Genomic DNA, 16768 nt, shown 5'->3' on the forward strand with positions numbered 1-16768 from the left:
CAGGTCAATCGATCGTCAGAAGACCACAGCCCTCGGCTTGGGAGGCCACGTGCAGTTGGATGGCGTTGCCGTTGAGCGCCCGGCTCACCGCTGCGTGGGCCTTTTGGGAGGTATTGTTGGCTTCGCTGAGATGGGCCAGCACCACATGCTGAAGCCTGGCATGGAGCAGTTCGGTCAGTAAAAGCGCCGCATCCTCATTGGATAGATGGCCGCTGCGGCCGCGGATGCGCTGTTTCAGGGGCCATGGGTAGGGTCCGTCGATCAGCATCTGCGGATCGTGGTTGGCTTCGAGGACCAGCAGATCACAGGCCTCCAGATGGGTTCGGACCATGCCGGTAACCACCCCCAGGTCGGTGGCCATGCCGATTTTGACGCCATGGCCGGTAATGGTGAAACCGGCGGGGTCCTCGGCGTCATGGGAAATGGAAAACGGATGAATGTTCAGTTCGCCAACCGGGAACGACTCACCACAAACAAACGGTCTCACCCGGGCCAGGCGGCCCACGGTGTTCTCGCATGCCTGCAGCGTGGCGTCATTGATATGCACGGGGAGGTCGAAGCGCCGGGACAGGACCCCCACCCCCTGGATGTGATCGGCATGTTCATGGGACACCAGGATGGCATCCAGTTGCTTTGGATCCAAGCCGTTGGCTGACATCCGACGCTGAATCTCCTTGCCGGAAAGACCGGCATCGATCAGAATCGAGGTCCGGCCGTCGGATACGTAGGTCGCATTGCCCCGGCTGCCACTGGCCAGGACACACACCGAGAGCCGAAATTTTTCGCGCCGCACGACGCCATCATTCCCCCCGATGGCCATGGTCAACGGCCCGTATGCCCGAAGCCGCCGGTACTGCGGTCGGTTTCATCCAGCCGGTCAACCACGTTGATACGGGCACGCCAGACTTTCTGAATGACCATCTGGGCGATACGGTCGCCGCGTTTGATCGTTACCGCGTCCGGTCCCAAATTGATCAGCCCGATTTTGACTTCCCCCCGATAATCGGCATCAATCGTACCCGGTGCGTTGATGATGCCGATACCATGTTTGACGGCCAAGCCGCTACGGGGTCGGATCTGGGCCTCGAACCCATCGGGAAAGGCCATGGCAAAACCGGTGGGCACCAAATGGATCGCTCCTGGGGAGAGCACCAAATCTTCCTCCAAGGCGGCACAGATATCCATGCCGGCGCTGCTTGCCGTCATGTAACGGGGCAACGGCAGATCACGGTTTTTCTCGCCATCCAGTCTTTGAAAAGCAACATTTACGGCAGGGTGCATGACAACCATTCAAATCCGTAGCTGGGAATTGGTGAAATCAAACCATCGGCAGCCCAAGCGCACCCCGTTAAACGTGCAGCAGCACTTCCGGATTGATACGATCGGCTTGGGGGCCAAGCATGGTCAGCGCCGGGCTTCCGCTGGACCATAAGGCGTTGGCCAGGGAGAGAATGTCGGCGGACGTCACCGCATCGATCTGATCGATGACCGTCTGCATGGGGATATCGTCCCCAAAGTAGCATTCGTTCTGCGCCAGGCGCATCATCTGACTGTCCGGGCTCTCCTCGGCCATGAGCAAATTTCCTTCGGTGAACGCTTGGCATCGCGCAGGACCTCCTCGGGAACCGGCTCGTCTTTGAGTTTTTGAAGTTCCTGCATGATCAACGACAGACATTGGGCCACATCCTGCGGGGTGACGCCGGTGTAGATCCCCAGCATGCCGGTATCGGCATAGGAGGTGAGGAACGAATAAATCGTATAGGCCAGCCCGCGTTCTTCCCGCACGGTCTGAAAAAGGCGCGAACTCATATTCCCGCCTAAAATGGTGTTGAGCAGGGAAGCGGCATACCGGCGTGGATCATGCACCGACACCCCGGGCATGCCCAGGCAGATATGGGCTTGTTCCAGATCCCGGTGACGCGTGATGATCGCGTGGCCGTCGGCAGGCGTCGTGCGCGGAGCAAATCCATTGCCAGGGGTAATTGCGGAAAAAAAGGGGGCGGTCAGATCGACGATGCGGTCATGGGCCACATTGCCGGCCACGGCGATCACGATCCGGTCGGGTTGGTACAGGCGTCCGAAAAAATGCCGGAGGATCTGGCTGTCAAACCCGAGGATATTCTCCCGTGCGCCCAAAATGGAGCGCCCCAGGGGATGATTCCCCCACAAGGCGGGTCCCATCATGGTGTGGACCCACTCCTCAGGGGTATCATCGACCATCCCGATTTCCTGGAAAATCACCGGCCGCTCGCGTGCGACCTCTCGCTCGTCAAAGACCGAATTGAGAAAAATATCGGAAAGGATATCCACCATGGTGGCGAACTGGCTGTCCAGCACCCGGGCATGGTAGCAGGTATGTTCCATGGAGGTGAACGCATTGGTCTGACCGCCGATGGCATCGAACTCCTTGGCGATCTGGAAGGCACTGCGCTTGACCGTCCCCTTGAAGATCATGTGCTCGATAAAGTGGGAGAGCCCGCTTTCGGCCTCGCTTTCGTCACGGGCCCCCACGTGAACCCAGACGCCCATGGAGACCGAGCGCACGTGGGGCATGGTCATGGAGACGATCCGAACGCCGTTCTCCAGGGTGGTTTTATTCACCGCCGTTTTTGCGTTCATCTTCGAGTACGGCTTTGTGGCTGAGGCGGATTTTGCCGTCCTTGGATATTTCCAGCACCTTGACCTTGAGCATGTCCCCTTCCTTGACCACATCGGTCACCTTGGCCACCCGGCGGTTGGCCAGCTGGCTGATATGGACCAGGCCGTCGGTTCCGGGAACGAGTTGGACGAACGCACCGAAATCGGTGGTCTTGACCACCTTGCCCTCGTAGGTTGCCCCTACCTCGGGCTCCATGGTCAGGGACTCGATCTGCTGGCGCGCGGCATCGCCATCCTCGGCGGAGGTGGCGGCGATCTTGACCAGGCCACTGTCGTCGATTTCGATCTTGGTGTTGGTTTCGCTCTGGATGGCCCGGATCACCTTGCCACCAGGGCCGATGACATCACGGATTTTGTCCGGGTTGATCTTGATGGAGACGATCTTGGGGGCAAAGGGAGAGATGTCATCCCGCGGTTTTTCGATGGCCTGGAGCATCTTATCGAGAATATGCATGCGGCCGGCCTTGGCCTGGGCCAGCGCCTTCTCCATGATATCGCGGGAAAGCTCGAGGATCTTGATGTCCATCTGCAGGGCGGTGATCCCCTCGGTGGTACCGGTGACCTTGAAATCCATGTCGCCGGTGTGGTCTTCATCGCCCAGAATGTCTGACAAGATGACGACTTGGTCGCCCTCTTTCACCAATCCCATGGCAATACCGGAGACCGGAGCCTTGATCGGCACCCCCCCATCCATCAGGGCCATCGTGCCGGCGCACACGGTACCCATGGAGGAGGATCCGTTGGATTCGAGCACCTCGGAAACCACGCGAATCGTGTAATCAAAGGTCTCTTTTTCGGGCAGAACCCGTTCCAACGCCCGGGTGGAAAGGCCGCCGTGGCCGATATCCCGCCGACTGGGAGCACCGACACGCTTGACCTCGCCCACCGAGTAGGGGGGGAAGTTGTAATGCAGCATGAAAGGCCGGTTCTCTTCGCCGCTGAGGGTTTCGACGCGCTGTTCGTCGCCACCCGAGCCCAGGGTCAGAATCCCGAGCACCTGGGTCTCTCCACGGGTAAACAAGGCACTGCCGTGGGGCCGGGGCAAAATCCCCACGTCACAGGTAATGGGGCGGATCTCATCGAAGCGGCGATTGTCGATCCGCCGGCCTTCCTTGAGAATCATGTCCCGGCAGATCTGTTTCTGCAGGTCGCCCAGGATGGCAGCGATCTCCTCGCGCCGCTCGGTGCCTTCCTCGCCCATCCCCTCGATAATCTGGGCCTTGGCGGCCCGGACGGCCGCGTAGCGCTCCATTTTTTCCGGAATGGTCAAGGCCGCATGCAACGAAGCGGTGGCTTTTTCCTGAACCCGCTCGACCAGGGCAGGATCTTTTTCGGGCAGCATAAAGACGCGTTTCGGTTTACCCAAGGCCGCCTTCAATTGTTCCTGGGCATCGATAATCGGTTGGATGGCACGATGGCCGAAGAAAATCGCCTCCAGCATGTCCGCTTCGCTGACCACGTCTGCGCCACCCTCGACCATGACCACCCCGGTGCGCGAGCCGGCAATGATAATATTGATATCGCTGACGGCCGTTTGGGCCAGCGTGGGGTTGGCCACGAACTGGCCGTCCACACGGGCCACGCGGACCGCCGCGATGGGACCGGCGAAGGGGATGTCCGAAATTTCCAGGGCCGCCGAGGCGCCGACCATGGCCAGCATGTCCGGATCATTCTCCTGATCCATGGAGAGCACGGTGGCAATCACTTGGGTCTCGAAGCGGTAGCCTTTCGGAAAGAGCGGGCGGATGGGGCGATCAATCAGGCGGGCGGTGAGGGTTTCCTTCTCGCTGGGTCGGCCAATCTCGCGACGAAAATAGTTTCCCGGAATTCGGCCGGCAGCATAGACCTTTTCCTGATACTCCACGGAAAGGGGTAAAAATCGGTATCTCTCTCGTCATTGGCAGATACAACGGTAACCAGGACAATCGTGTCACCATATCGCACCACAACCGACCCGGAGGCCTGTTTGGCGACTTTACCTGCCTGGATGCTAAGGGTGTTTGCCCCCACATCCGCCTTGAATGTATATTCCATTTAACGTCTTTCTCCTGAATAAAGTGCGGCAAGGGCGAAAGTCTGTCCGCCCATTGCCCGGAAATTGCCGATGGTCAGGCCATCTGTCCGGTGTTCACCGGAAGGCTCCCGGTCATCTGGCCGGCGGGAGTACCGCCGGCAGTTGAATCCGTGGGAACCGGCAAAAAGGATTCGGCAACCCGGGGTTGCCAGGGTCGAAACACCTTAGCGCCGCAAACCAAGGGTTTCGATGATGGAGCGATAGCGCTGCACATCGTTGCGTTTGACATAATTGAGCAGTCTGCGGCGTTTACCCACCAGCATCAGCAAGCCACGACGGGAATGATGATCCTTCTTGTGCACCTTCAGATGTTCTGTAAGGTAGGAAATCCGGTGGGTTAAAAGCCCGATCTGAACCTCCGGCGACCCGGTGTCGGTATCGTGCTTTTTGTATTTTTCAATCAGTTCTTTCTTGGTTTCGGCAGTATAGGCCACTGTTCTCATCCTCCTTGAAATGGTTACCACATATTCATTCGGTTCGCATCCGGACGCGTCCGCCCTGACCCAAAGCAGGTCCGGCCTGCAAAAATCATTGCCTCGTAAAAATCGACAGGCTTGTAAATATCACCTTTATACTGAAAAAACACAACAATAAATATAACTGCCCGCCAATGTCGCCTCCAGTACGGCAATCAACTGGCCGCCGGAATCGATCACCTTGAACGTGCCTTCTAACAGGGGTGACGAATCCGCGAAATCGGTGCTGGCCAGCTTTTTCCCGTTGCGGATCTTTTGGGCCAATCCGTCATCCGCGGTAACGGCAGGCATCCGCGGCAGGGCCGCATGCATGGGAATCACCGCTTTTTCAAGGCGCCCTTCGTCCCGATACGCGCAAAGGGTCTCCAGCGTCAGGGCCGTATCAACATCAAAACCGCAACTGGCGGTTCTGCGCAGACGCTTTAAATGCGCGCCACATCCCAGGGCCGCGCCCATATCCGCACACAGGGTGCGAATATAGGTTCCCGCCGAACAGGAAACCCGCAGACGAACCACCGGCAGGTCGATGGACAATATCGTCAACTGGTGAATCCGTACCGGCCTGGCCGGCTTTTGCACGGCAATGCCCTTGCGCGCCAGCTTATACAACGGCGTGCCCTGGTGTTTCAGGGCCGAGTAAGCCGGTGGAATCTGTTCGATGTCGCCGATGAAGCGCGGCACCACCGCATGGACCGAGGCGGCCGTAATGCCGTCTATCGGATGCTCAGCCATCACCCGACCCGTTGCATCCTGGGTATCGGTAGAAATCCCCAGGACCATTTCGGCCTCATAGGTCTTGTCGCCTTCCAGCAAAAAACGCGAAAGTCGCGTCGCCCGATTCAGGCAGCACACCATGACCCCCGTGGCGAACGGATCCAGCGTGCCGCTGTGGCCCACCTTTTTCGCTCCGACAACCCGCTTGACCCGGGCCACCAGCGCCGCCGACGAAATGCCCTCGGGCTTGTCCAGGACGATAATCCCGTTTAATTCACCCGACATGGTTCGCCAAAACCATCAGACAGGTTGTATATGGTCTGCTTCAAATCGGAGAGGCGCGACTCCACGGAAAAACCGGCCGCACCGGCGTGCCCGCCGCCACCAAACGTCGTTGCGATGCGCGAGACGTCCACGCTGCCATCCGAGCGCAAACTGACATGAAAGGACTTGCGTCCACCGTCATCCACCGCGCCATTTTCCAATTCGTGAATCAGGGCGGCAACCTTGACATCCCGAATCCGCCGGGCATAGTTGATCAGGCCATCGGCGTCTTCGGGCTGGGTGCCGGTCTCGGCCAGCATCTCGCGCGTTACGGTCATAATCGAGAGATAGCCGTTGTTGGAGACCTCGATGGAGTCGAGCGCCAGGTTGAGCAGCTTGATACGTCCCAAGGAGTAGGTACCATAGACGTACTGGGCAACCGCGGACGGTTTCACCCCGGCCACCACCATGGCTTCACAGATCGCAAAGGCCGCCTGGTTGGTATTGGAAAAACGGAAGGATCCGGTATCGGTCAGAATTCCCGTATAGATGGCCGTTGCAATGGCCGGGTCGATCTCGAGCCCCATGGCCTTGATCAACCGATAAACGATCTCGGATGTGGCACAGGCATCCACATCCACCAGGTGATGCTGCCCGAAGCGTTTGTTGGTGGTGTGGTGATCGATATTGATGATGACCGGAATCGCACCGATCGCCTCCGCCGCCGATCCGACCCGGCTGAGGCTGCCACAATCCAGAATCACCGCCGTATCGAACTGCGCCGGGGTTGTGATCTGCTTTTGGATGCGTTGGACCGAAGGCAAAAATCGATAGACTTCGGGAATGGAACTCTCGTTGTGCAGCGTCACGTGGCGATCCAACTTCTCGAGCGATAGGCCAAGCGCCAACAAGGCGCCAATGGCGTCACCATCCGGATTGGAATGCGATGCAAGCAGGATATGCTCACTGCTCGTCAGTTGTTGGATTATTTGTTTCATCGTCGGTTTGTAGGGATTTCAGCACCCGGTTGATCTGGGCGCCATAATCAAAGGACCCATCATAGAAGAATTTCAAATCCGGCATGTACCGAAGGCCCAATTCCCGGGCCAGTTCCCGTTTGATAAACCCCCTGGCACTCTCGAATCCTGACAGGATCGTCTCTTTTTCCACCTCCCCACCGGGCGTGGCAAAATAGATCTTGGCGATGCGCAGGTCACGGCTCAGCACGACGCCGGTGATGGTGGCCTGAGCCAACCGGGGATCGTTGACCCCTTTTTGGATCAGGTTTGCCAGCACGCGCTGAACCTGTCCGCCGACTCGCTCGGCACGATTGAATGTTCGTTTTACCACGTTGGTTATACTTCCAGCCGGGGGGTCCACCGGTTCAAGGGCGTACCGTCAGCGGCTACAGAGAGATAATTTCCAGATCCGTGTCGATTATTTCAGCCAAGCCCAGTGCCTCGGCAAAGTTAAACAGCTTGTCCAGCTTGGTGTTGATCAGCCGTCGGTCACTGCCGACCATGCAAACACCGATGGTCGCCCGCTGATAAACGTCGTTGTCCGCCACTTCCGCCACGGATGCGTTGAAATTGTTGCGGATACGCGCCACAATGGCTTTAACGACACTCCGCTTTGCTTTCAGCGAGTGGCAGTCATGAATCCTGAAAACCAAGCACCCGGCGCCCACCACCATCCTTGTCCTACTCCACTTCCGGTCGAATTTCTTCCAGGTAATAACTCTCGATCACATCGCCGACCTTGATGTCGTTATAATTCTCGATGCCGATACCGCACTCGTACCCGGACTGAACCTCTTTGACATCATCCTTGAAGCGGCGCAGACTGCTGTTTTTGCCTTCATAGGTTACAATCCCGTCCCGCAACAAGCGCATCAATTGGCCACGTTGAATTTTACCATCGGTGACATAACAGCCGGCAATGGTACCCACTTTGGGGACATGGAAAGTCTGACGCACCTCGGCACGACCCAGCACCCGTTCCTCGTAGATGGACTCCATCATGCCCACAATGGCATCCTTGACTTCCTTGATGACATTGTAGATGACGTTGTGGAATCGCATATCCACATTCTCTTCGGTGGCCAGCTCCTGGACCTTGACGTTGGGCCTAACGTTGAAGCCGATGATGATGGCGTTGGATACGGCGGCCAGTGAAATATCCGATTCGGTAATCGTACCCGTGGCCGCATGGATCACATTGATACTCACCTCGTCGTTGGAGAGCTTGACCAGCGAATCCCGCAGGGCCTCGATGGATCCATCCACATCGGCCTTGATGATCAAGTTCAGATCCTTGACCTCGCCCTTCTGCATCTTTTCAAAGAGGCCTTCCAGGCTAAGCCGGTTGGTCTTGGCCAGCTCTTTGGACCGTTGTTTCTGCATCCGATGCTGGCTGACCTGACGGGCATCTTTCTCATCGGCCAGTGCCACCAGCTCATCACCGGCCATGGGCACGCCGGAAAGGCCCACGATCTCGACCGGCATGGAGGGACCGGCAGACTCCACGGTACGGCCCAAATCGTCTTGCAGCACGCGGATCTTGCCATAGTGCATCCCGCAAACGACCGAATCGCCGGCCCGCAGGGTACCATCCTGCACCAGCACCGTAGCCACCGGTCCGCGCCCCGAATCCAGTTTGGCTTCGACCACGTGGCCGGAGGCCAACTTGTTCGGATTGGCTTTCAGCTCCAGAATTTCCGCCTGAAGCAGAATCATTTCCAGCAACTCGTCGATGCCGGTGTTCTTCTTGGCCGATACTTTCACGAAGATGGCATCCCCACCCCAGGCTTCGGGAACCAGGCCGTGTTCGCTCAGTTCGCGCTGCACCCGGTCCGGGTCGGCATCCGGTTTGTCCATTTTGTTGATCGCAACGATAATCGGCACGTGGGATGCTTTGGAGTGGTTGATCGCTTCAATGGTCTGCGGCATCACGCCATCGTCCGCGGCAACCACCAAAACGACGATATCGGTCACCTTGGCCCCGCGGGATCGCATGGCGGAGAAGGCTTCATGCCCCGGTGTATCCAGAAAGGCGATGACGCCCTTTTCGGTTTGCACGTGATAGGCGCCGATGTGCTGGGTAATTCCTCCGGCCTCACCTTCGGTAACGCGGGTTTTGCGGATCACGTCCAGCAGGGATGTCTTGCCGTGGTCGACGTGTCCCATGATCGTCACCACCGGTGGACGCGGCTGCAGTTTTTCCGGGTCTTCCTGTTCGGTTTTCTTGAGAATCACTTCTTCCTCAAAAGAAGCTTTCTCGACTTCATAGCCAAATTCTCCCGCCACCAGAGCCGCCGTCTCAAAATCGATGGTTTGGTTCACCGTGGCCATGACACCCATGCCCATGAGTTTGACGATCATCTCATTGGCCTTGATCCCCATCCGCTTGGCCAGTTCCGAAAGGACAATGGTCTCGTCAACCTTGATGCGCCGCTTAATTGCCTTGGCGGTTGTAATTTGAGTTTTTTGGCCGACCGGCATCGCCTTCAACTTGCTTCCCTTGCGGCCCTTCTGGCCGCGCCCCTTACCGGTATAAAGCGCCGCGCCTTCAACGATTTCCTTTTTACGCAGGCCACCCTTTTTCTTGGTTGGGCGCATTTCATCGGCACCGGCATCTTTCTTGCGCCAGCCTTTCTTCTTCTTGTCTTTTTCCTTGGCTGCGGATGACGTGTCGTCTCCCGCCGCCTCTTTCGCGTAGGGCATGCTCGACGGCTCGGTTGGTAACGGGCGTCCTGCCGGCTTGGTCGGCAATACGGGTTTGGTCGGCAGCTTGATAATTTTCGCCGGTGTCTCTTTTTTACCTTTTTTTGCCTTGGCCGGGGTGGCCTTGGCGGGAGTATCGGTTTTGGGTTCTTTGACAACGGTTTCAGCCGCTGACGAATCCATCGCGGTCTCCTCGGCAGGGGGGGATGCCAATGGCGCTACCGCCGGGACTTCGTCTTTCTCCGGCACAACGGAATCGGTGGTGTCCACCGCAACCGCTTCGGTCTCCTCGGCCGGTGTCACCTCCACCGGCAACTCGGCGACGGGTGCATCTGCCGGCGGGGATTCTTGCACGACCTCTGGCTCGGGTTCCGGTTCGGGTTCGGGTTCCGAAACCATCGGCGGGACGTCCACCGGTTGTGGCGGCTCGGGACGGGCTATAATTCGAGCGGACTCCAACGGCGGCACGGCCTTCTCTTCCGGTCTCGGTTCCGGTTCGGGCTCCGTGGGGGCCGTTGCCTCAGCCGGAATTTCTGGTTCGGTTTCAGCCGGGGGGAGATCTTCCGGTTCGGCTTCAGAAACAGAAGCGGCTGCTTGGGTGTCGGACTCCTGGGGGGTAGCAATTTTACGTCGCCGAATCACCGTTGGACGTACACGTTTTTCTTCCAGCTGATCATCCTTTTCGCCAAAAAGGGCCGATTTGACCTTTGCCACCACATCATCATCCAGAGAGCTCATATGGCTGTTGACTTCGATATCAAGGTCCCGGATCTTGTCCAAGAGTTCCCTGTTCGTCATGTTAAGATCTCTGGCAAACTCATAAACTCTGATTTTTGCCATCCATTCCCCCCCAATCTTTATTATACCGTTGTCGCTCTGTTGCCAAACCCATTACGCCGGTCCACGCCTATCCATCCCCCAGGGATTCGGCATCCGAAGGCATCGCGTCACCGGTCTCATCCGGAGGCATCGTCACCCCGTCCGCGTCGTCCGTTACTGCCCCGGCCTCAGCCTCAGACTCAGACTCAGACTCGGCCGATTGCGCCGCGGCAAGCGCCGCCTCGGCTTCGGCTTGTCGCTCGGCTTCGGCCCGTTGCTCGGCCTCGACAACATACTGTCTGGCGCTTTCAATCAAAACGGCGGCCTTCTCCGGTCCGATTCCACGGATCTCGGTCAACTCCTCAACCGCTGATTCGGCCAACTCGTCGGCCGAATAAATTCCTTTCTCGAAAAACGCATCGGCCAGGGTTCCGCCGACACCGGGCACGTTGACCAAGGATTCGTAGCCGCGTTCCATGATCTCATTGTATTTGGATTCAGAATTGACATCCAGGTGCCAGCCGGTCAGTTTCGAGGCCAATCGGACATTTTGTCCCCGCTTGCCGATGGCAACCGATAGGAATTCGTCAGGAACGATGACTTCCATGGACTTGTTTTCTTCATCGATAATCACCCGTGAGATCTCCGCCGGCGCCAATGCATTACAAACATATTTCGCGGCGTCCACATGCCAGGTGATGATATCGATTTTTTCCCCGCGGAGTTCCTGAACCACATTTTGTACGCGACTGCCTTTCATCCCCACGCAGGCGCCTACCGGATCGATATCGGAATCATGTGAGGAAACGGCAAACTTGGCGCGGCTGCCGGGTTCACGCGCAGCCCCTTTCACCTCCACAATGCCCTCACTGATTTCGGGCACTTCGGTTTTAAAAAGGTTGATCAAGAGATCCGGATGGGTTCGCGAAAGAACAATCTGAGGTCCGCGCGTATCATACAGGACATCAAGAATCAGCGCCCGGATCCGGTCTCCCCGACGGTAATTCTCCCGTGGAATCTGTTCACGGGTCGGCAGAATCGCCTCGGTGGATCCCAGATTGACAATGATGTTCCCGCGATCCACGCGCTGGACGATCCCGTTGATCACTTCGCCCTTGCGATCGACATAGCTGGAGTAAACGGCGTCCCGTTCGGCATCCTTCATCTTCTGGATGATCACCTGTTTGGCAGATTGGGCGGCGATGCGGCCAAAGGTGGACGTATCCATTTTGGTACCGAGCTGTCACCGACCTCGCAATCGGGATCGAGTTTACGCCCCTCCACCAAACTGATCTGCAGGTCCGGTTCGGTCACCTCATCATCGACAACCTCTTTGAACTGGAAGACTTCGATTTCACCCGTATCAGGGCTGTATTGTGCTTCGATGTCGACCTTGCTGCCGAATTTCTTTCGGGCAGCGGAACGAAGTGCTTCTTCCAGGGCACGGATCAAGATCTCTACATCAATGCCCTTGTCCCGGCTTACCTGTTCCACCACACGTTTGATATCTGCTATAAACATCAGCGTTCTCCGTTATAGTTGATCAGCCGTGCCCGTGTAATGTCATTAAAATTCAGACTGATCGTCTCGTCTCCCACCTGCAGTTGAACGGTTTCTGCGACGACACCGGCAAGGATGCCACTAAAATTCTTCCGGCCATTAATGGCCGTCGCCAAACGGACCGTTGCCATCTGCCCCTTAAAACGGCTGAAGTCGGCCAGTTTTCCCACGGGTCGATCAATGCCGGGCGATGAGACCTCCAGCCGGTATGGAGGAAGCGCCTGGGCATGGACATCAAGGATGTCTTCCAGTTGCCGACTGACCGCCACACAGTCGTCAAGGGTAATCCCGCCAGGCCGGTCCAGGTAAAATCGGAGCGTCAACCCACCGGGCTCACGCTGGTACTCCACATGAACCAGCTCGATCCCCTCGGCATTGCACAACGGTTCGGTAAGCTGGATGATCGATTCGACGATCGCCCGCTGCCGCTTCAAGCGCTCGACGGCCGACAATTGGGGTTCCGCCGGAGCACTGGACGCCTCTTTTGTTTTTTTAGCGCGCTTGGCCATCTTCTCATCAAACCAAAAAACAAAAACGGGCAAAACGCCCGTTTCCATTTTCAAACCGATTATGGATACCGTCATCTACCAGTCCATCAGCACCACGCCAGGCGGGAAACCCGCCTTTATTCCAGCAACCACTACCGGAACAGACGAAACCGGACTTGAAATGGAGCGGGCAACGAGATTCGAACTCGCGACACCAAGCTTGGGAAGCTTGTACTCTACCAACTGAGCTATGCCCGCTCACCAAAGCCTACTAATTAAGGCAAAACGAACCACCTGTCAATATCTTTCTATTTGACATACAGGATCCCAGCATCGCACACCGCGAGCACAAAGCGGGCGTGACACGACGGGCACCGGCCAAACGCGGCAAGCCCCCGCCGATCAACTGGAAAATTGAAGGATACAAGATGTTGACGGATATCGTCAACGCTATGTCGATGATCGGGGGAGATGGCAAAGGGTTAAGGCATCAGTGTAAACCTCCAAAAATGGCCAGAACCTCTTTGACGATCTCTTCTGCACAATCCCGGTCGCCTTCGAAATTCAGCTGACCACGGTTGATGGTGAAATTGACACCGCAGTTATATTTTCCGGCAACACTATTGAGAATTTTCCGCCAGATTTCGCCATTCCAATTGATCTTGTTGATCGCTATCATCGTTTAAACCTCTGTGTTTGATCTTTGATGGTCTACGTTTGTTATTTTAACAATCAAACAGTATGCCAACGCGTCTGATTTCTGGAAATCAGATGATATTTCAATGAGATTAACACTTCGTTGGATTTTCAAGGGCAATCTTGAAATATACATTTTCGTATGTTTGATTTTATGTATATACAAAAATGTATATCTCCATGGTCTGCAGCAGGGATGGATGTATCGGGGCTTGACCTGGGTGGAGCGAAACGATAGATTGAGATGAGGAATATCCATCTGTAACCATTATACTTCGAGCATCGTCCGATTTCTCACGCCTATGGAAACATACTTCGCCCCGGCCGAACGGCTGGAATACAAGGCACTGACCGTCGAAATCAATGCCGCCGTGGTCAATCCGGTGATCAATGGCCTCTTGAATACGGTCAGCGGCCTGCTGGCCGTTCTCAACACCCACCGCCAGATTCTGGCGCTCAATGATTCGTTCCTGAACTTATTGGGTATCGATGATCCCCAAAAGGCATTGGGGCTGCGTTTGGGAGAAGCATTGGGCTGTATCCACCAGGCGGTCGGTCCAAACGGCTGCGGAACATCGACCTACTGCAGCACCTGCGGCGCGGCAATCGCCATGGTCACCTGCCTGGAACGGAATTCACCCTGGGAAAAAGAGTGCGCCATACAGGTCAACCAACATGGCACCGAAAAAGACCTCTTCCTTAGGGTGCGCGCTTGCCCGATTACGGTGGAGCAGCAGGAGCTGATGCTGCTGTTCCTTCAGGACATCACTCACGAACAGCAATGGGAGGCCCTGGGACGGGTCTTTTTCCACGACCTGAGCAACATCATTTATGCGCTTATGGGCAACAGCGAGATCATGCTGGAGCAGGCTAGCGCGCAGAACCACGCCATTGCCGCGCGCATCCACCGCCTGGCCCTGCACCTATCCCGGGAGGTGCAAATGCAAAAGCACCTCAATCAGATCGCCGATGCCGATTTCCACCCCACCTTCCAGTTACTGACCATTGAGCGTGTCTTCCAGGAGCTGGGGGCGGTCTTTGGCACCCACCCGGCCACCCGGAACAAGGACATCCAAATCGACTCCGCCCATGGTGATGTATCCTTCAAAAGCGATTTCTTTCTCATCGTACGGGTGCTGACCAACATGGTCACCAACGCCCTGGAAGCCACGAAAAAGGGCGGTGCCATCCGACTGTGGGCCACGGCCGACGAAACGACGATTACCTTTTGCGTATGGAATCATCAACCGATTACCGATGCGGTCGTAAAGCGCATCTTTCAGCGCAATATCAGCACCAAGGCCGCATCCGGCCGAGGACTCGGGACCTATTCGATGAAGCTGTTCGGCGAGCGTTTTCTGGGCGGCGAAATCGACTTCACCACCTCTCCGGAGGATGGGACCACCTTCCGTTTCCGTTTGCCCCGTTCACCCAGGCAGGCGCCAGGGCATCTTCACGCCCTCAAACCACAACCTGAATAGGGAATACTGAATGTTTAGCGATCCGTTTGTCATCACCATCGAGGTCGTCCCTCCGGAAGGCCCGGACCCGGCCAAGCTTCTGGCCATGCTGAAAACCGCCACGGCCCACCGGTTCTACGGATTCAGCGTCGCTACCAACCCCGTCGCCAAACCGCGCATGAGCGCCATGGCATTGTGCGCCATGATCCAGCAACGGACCGCCAAGCCGGCGATTCTGCACCTGACCACCCGCGACCATAACCGGCTCAGCCTCCAGGCAGAGCTGTGGGGGGCCCGGGCGTTGGGCATCGAAACCGTCATGGTTGCCGCCGGTGACTTCGTGGCGCTGAAGGACCGTCACCAGACCACCACCGTGCGCGATGCCGATGTCTACGCGCTGGTCGGCATGGCCCGCCAGGCGGGACTTCAGACCGGGGTGGTTTTCGACACCCATCCGGAAAGCAACGGCCTGGCAAAGGCCGTCAACCACTTGAAGCGCAAAGTCGATGCCGGCGCCCAGTTTGCCGTCACCCAGCCGGTCTACGACGAAGCCGGTGCCGACGAACTCGCCCAGGCGACCCAATCCATGGGCATCCCCGTGATCATGGGCATCCTTCCCTTGAGGACCCCGCGCCACGCGGAGTTCCTGCATACCCGGGTGGCCGGCATCACCGTTCCCGAAGCGGTTCGACGGCGCATGCACACCGCCACCGATCCCGTGGCCGCAGGCGCCGCCAATGCACGTGAAATGCTAACGATTGCTCGCCAGCGTTTTGCTGGCGCCTGCATCATGCCTCCCTTTGACCACTATGAAATTCTGGGTGATATCCTGTGAAAAACATCCTCATTCTCGACAAAGATGTCATCACGCTTCAAGCGTTTGCCGGGCTTTTGAAAAGCCAAAGCGCCTTCCTGAAGATCTTATCGGCCAGCAGTTTCCAGACGGCTCTCGATATCCTGAGCCGTGAAAAGATCGACGTTCTGCTGACCGGCCTGCACGTGGCTGAAATGGATACGTTCGAACTCCTGACCCAGATGGAAGCAACCTATCCCCAGGTACGCGTTTTTGTCATGACCAACAATGCCTCCGCCATGTTCCGTGCCAAAGTCAAAACCATGGCTTCGGTCATCCATTTCGATCAGGTCATCGACATCAGCATGCTGACCAAGCGGCTCTTTACCGAGCTGCAAATCGATTATGGCGGACAGATCCGGGGGCTCACCCTGTCGTCCTTCCTGCAAATGCTGGAATTGGAAGACCGCTCATGCCGTCTACAGATCTCGGCCAAGGGCAAGAGTGGCACCCTATTTATCGCCAACGGCAAGCCCGTGGCGGCCAGAATGGGACTTTTGACCGGCAAGCCGGCCATCCTGCATATCCTCACCTGGGAAAACGTATTGATCGATATCGATTATTTCCCTCGGGAAGTCGAACCGGAGATCACCACCCCATTGATGAACCTGCTGTTGGAAAGTGGTCGAATTGCGGACGAAAACCAGAGTCAACGCGTCAATCTGAGAAAACATGCCCGCTATGACTGCCTGGTGGGGGTCGATTATGAAATCAGCGACTGGACGTACCAGTGCTCCATGCGCGACATCAGTGAGGGCGGCGCCTACATCGAAACCGAACATGCCATAAAAACCAACCAGCGGCTGATCATGTCGATCTCTTCCCCGGTGCTCGATCGCGCTTGCGCGATTCACGGCACGGTGGTGCGCCGGGACCCCAAAGGCATTGGCATTCGCTTCGATGAACTGAGCCTGCATCAGAAACAGGTCATCCGCTCCCTGATGGAAACCCGCTGTTCGCCGATTCCCAGCAACAGCAAATAAA

17 protein-coding genes, 1 tRNA gene and 1 pseudogene are annotated in these 16768 nt (G+C 57.0%); 3 read left to right on the plus strand and 16 right to left on the minus strand.

The annotated features are described in order from the left end of the window. Window positions 1-4: 4 nt before the first annotated feature. The 16 genes and pseudogenes from JCM12296_RS00315 to JCM12296_RS00385 form a co-directional block, all read right to left on the minus strand. The gene (locus JCM12296_RS00315) at window positions 5-793 is read right to left on the minus strand and encodes an MBL fold metallo-hydrolase (protein WP_246803873.1); all 789 of its coding nucleotides are present in this window, start codon (window positions 791-793) and stop codon (window positions 5-7) included. A gap of 29 nt (window positions 794-822) precedes the next feature. Further along, window positions 823-1281 (minus strand): dUTP diphosphatase, encoded by a 459-nt coding sequence (gene dut / locus JCM12296_RS00320; protein ID WP_054688795.1) that lies wholly within the window; start codon window positions 1279-1281, stop codon window positions 823-825. Between the two features lie 67 nt (window positions 1282-1348). After that, window positions 1349-1573, minus strand: coding sequence for an insulinase family protein (locus tag JCM12296_RS00325; protein ID WP_054688714.1), 225 nt, complete (start codon window positions 1571-1573; stop codon window positions 1349-1351). Then, window positions 1543-2619 (minus strand): M16 family metallopeptidase, encoded by a 1077-nt coding sequence (locus JCM12296_RS00330; RefSeq protein ID WP_054688717.1) that lies wholly within the window; start codon window positions 2617-2619, stop codon window positions 1543-1545. The genes JCM12296_RS00325 and JCM12296_RS00330 overlap by 31 nt, the downstream gene beginning before the upstream one ends. Beyond that, window positions 2594-4692: pseudogene (gene pnp / locus JCM12296_RS00335) on the minus strand (polyribonucleotide nucleotidyltransferase). Before pnp ends, JCM12296_RS00330 begins: the two are co-directional and overlap by 26 nt. 204 nt (window positions 4693-4896) lie before the next feature. Further along, complete coding sequence (rpsO, locus tag JCM12296_RS00340) at window positions 4897-5166, minus strand: 30S ribosomal protein S15 (RefSeq protein ID WP_054688720.1); 270 nt, start codon at window positions 5164-5166, stop codon at window positions 4897-4899. A gap of 135 nt (window positions 5167-5301) precedes the next feature. Then, window positions 5302-6207, minus strand: coding sequence for a tRNA pseudouridine(55) synthase TruB (gene truB / locus JCM12296_RS00345; RefSeq protein WP_054688722.1), 906 nt, complete (start codon window positions 6205-6207; stop codon window positions 5302-5304). After that, on the minus strand, window positions 6192-7184 hold the full coding sequence (locus JCM12296_RS00350) for a DHH family phosphoesterase (RefSeq protein ID WP_083455663.1): 993 nt from the start codon (window positions 7182-7184) through the stop codon (window positions 6192-6194). Before JCM12296_RS00350 ends, truB begins: the two co-directional genes overlap by 16 nt. Beyond that, complete coding sequence (gene rbfA / locus JCM12296_RS00355; protein WP_054688726.1) at window positions 7150-7536, minus strand: 30S ribosome-binding factor RbfA; 387 nt, start codon at window positions 7534-7536, stop codon at window positions 7150-7152. Before rbfA ends, JCM12296_RS00350 begins: the two co-directional genes overlap by 35 nt. Window positions 7537-7591: 55 nt before the next feature. Continuing rightward, the gene (locus JCM12296_RS00360; RefSeq protein ID WP_054688728.1) at window positions 7592-7879 is read right to left on the minus strand and encodes a DUF503 domain-containing protein; all 288 of its coding nucleotides are present in this window, start codon (window positions 7877-7879) and stop codon (window positions 7592-7594) included. A 7-nt stretch (window positions 7880-7886) separates the two neighbouring features. Next, entirely contained in the window at window positions 7887-10748 is a 2862-nt protein-coding gene (gene infB / locus JCM12296_RS00365; RefSeq protein ID WP_054688730.1) for a translation initiation factor IF-2, read from the minus strand. A 67-nt stretch (window positions 10749-10815) separates the two neighbouring features. Then, on the minus strand, window positions 10816-11955 hold the full coding sequence (nusA, locus tag JCM12296_RS00370) for a transcription termination factor NusA (protein WP_306303926.1): 1140 nt from the start codon (window positions 11953-11955) through the stop codon (window positions 10816-10818). Beyond that, a complete protein-coding gene (locus tag JCM12296_RS48775) occupies window positions 11904-12248 on the minus strand; it encodes a NusA N-terminal domain-containing protein (protein WP_306303927.1) in 345 nt (114 codons plus the stop codon). The genes nusA and JCM12296_RS48775 overlap by 52 nt, the downstream gene beginning before the upstream one ends. After that, window positions 12248-12871, minus strand: a complete 624-nt coding sequence (locus tag JCM12296_RS00375; RefSeq protein ID WP_054688732.1) for a ribosome maturation factor RimP — start codon at window positions 12869-12871, stop codon at window positions 12248-12250. Before JCM12296_RS00375 ends, JCM12296_RS48775 begins: the two co-directional genes overlap by 1 nt. An 86-nt stretch (window positions 12872-12957) precedes the next feature. Next, window positions 12958-13033, minus strand: a tRNA-Gly gene (locus JCM12296_RS00380). 232 nt (window positions 13034-13265) lie between these two features. Then, the gene (locus JCM12296_RS00385; RefSeq protein WP_054688734.1) at window positions 13266-13454 is read right to left on the minus strand and encodes a hypothetical protein; all 189 of its coding nucleotides are present in this window, start codon (window positions 13452-13454) and stop codon (window positions 13266-13268) included. A 319-nt stretch (window positions 13455-13773) separates the two neighbouring features. On the opposite strand from JCM12296_RS00385, the gene JCM12296_RS00390 reads away from it, so the two are divergent. The 3 genes from JCM12296_RS00390 to JCM12296_RS00400 are packed head-to-tail and all read left to right on the plus strand — an operon-like array spanning window position 13774 to window position 16767. Further along, window positions 13774-14952, plus strand: a complete 1179-nt coding sequence (locus JCM12296_RS00390; protein WP_054688736.1) for a sensor histidine kinase — start codon at window positions 13774-13776, stop codon at window positions 14950-14952. A gap of 10 nt (window positions 14953-14962) precedes the next feature. Continuing rightward, the gene (locus JCM12296_RS00395) at window positions 14963-15766 is read left to right on the plus strand and encodes a methylenetetrahydrofolate reductase (protein WP_054688738.1); all 804 of its coding nucleotides are present in this window, start codon (window positions 14963-14965) and stop codon (window positions 15764-15766) included. After that, a complete protein-coding gene (locus tag JCM12296_RS00400) occupies window positions 15763-16767 on the plus strand; it encodes a PilZ domain-containing protein (protein WP_054688740.1) in 1005 nt (334 codons plus the stop codon). Before JCM12296_RS00395 ends, JCM12296_RS00400 begins: the two co-directional genes overlap by 4 nt. The last annotated feature ends 1 nt before the right edge of the window (window position 16768 follow it).

This window comes from Desulfosarcina cetonica JCM 12296, assembly GCF_001311845.1.
Taxonomy (GTDB): domain Bacteria; phylum Desulfobacterota; class Desulfobacteria; order Desulfobacterales; family Desulfosarcinaceae; genus Desulfosarcina; species Desulfosarcina cetonica.

Coding starts and splice junctions, on each gene's coding strand:
- JCM12296_RS00330 (WP_054688717.1), bottom strand. CDS start 2,619: ATGAACGCAAAAACGGCGGTGAATAAAACCACCCTGGAGAACGGCGTT.
- JCM12296_RS00350 (WP_083455663.1), bottom strand. CDS start 7,184: ATGAAACAAATAATCCAACAACTGACGAGCAGTGAGCATATCCTGCTT.
- JCM12296_RS00390 (WP_054688736.1), top strand. CDS start 13,774: ATGGAAACATACTTCGCCCCGGCCGAACGGCTGGAATACAAGGCACTG.
- JCM12296_RS00325 (WP_054688714.1), bottom strand. CDS start 1,573: ATGGCCGAGGAGAGCCCGGACAGTCAGATGATGCGCCTGGCGCAGAAC.
- truB (WP_054688722.1), bottom strand. CDS start 6,207: ATGTCGGGTGAATTAAACGGGATTATCGTCCTGGACAAGCCCGAGGGC.
- infB (WP_054688730.1), bottom strand. CDS start 10,748: ATGGCAAAAATCAGAGTTTATGAGTTTGCCAGAGATCTTAACATGACG.
- JCM12296_RS00395 (WP_054688738.1), top strand. CDS start 14,963: ATGTTTAGCGATCCGTTTGTCATCACCATCGAGGTCGTCCCTCCGGAA.
- JCM12296_RS48775 (WP_306303927.1), bottom strand. CDS start 12,248: ATGTTTATAGCAGATATCAAACGTGTGGTGGAACAGGTAAGCCGGGAC.
- JCM12296_RS00360 (WP_054688728.1), bottom strand. CDS start 7,879: ATGGTGGTGGGCGCCGGGTGCTTGGTTTTCAGGATTCATGACTGCCAC.
- dut (WP_054688795.1), bottom strand. CDS start 1,281: ATGCACCCTGCCGTAAATGTTGCTTTTCAAAGACTGGATGGCGAGAAA.
- nusA (WP_306303926.1), bottom strand. CDS start 11,955: ATGGATACGTCCACCTTTGGCCGCATCGCCGCCCAATCTGCCAAACAG.
- JCM12296_RS00375 (WP_054688732.1), bottom strand. CDS start 12,871: ATGACGGTATCCATAATCGGTTTGAAAATGGAAACGGGCGTTTTGCCC.
- JCM12296_RS00385 (WP_054688734.1), bottom strand. CDS start 13,454: ATGATAGCGATCAACAAGATCAATTGGAATGGCGAAATCTGGCGGAAA.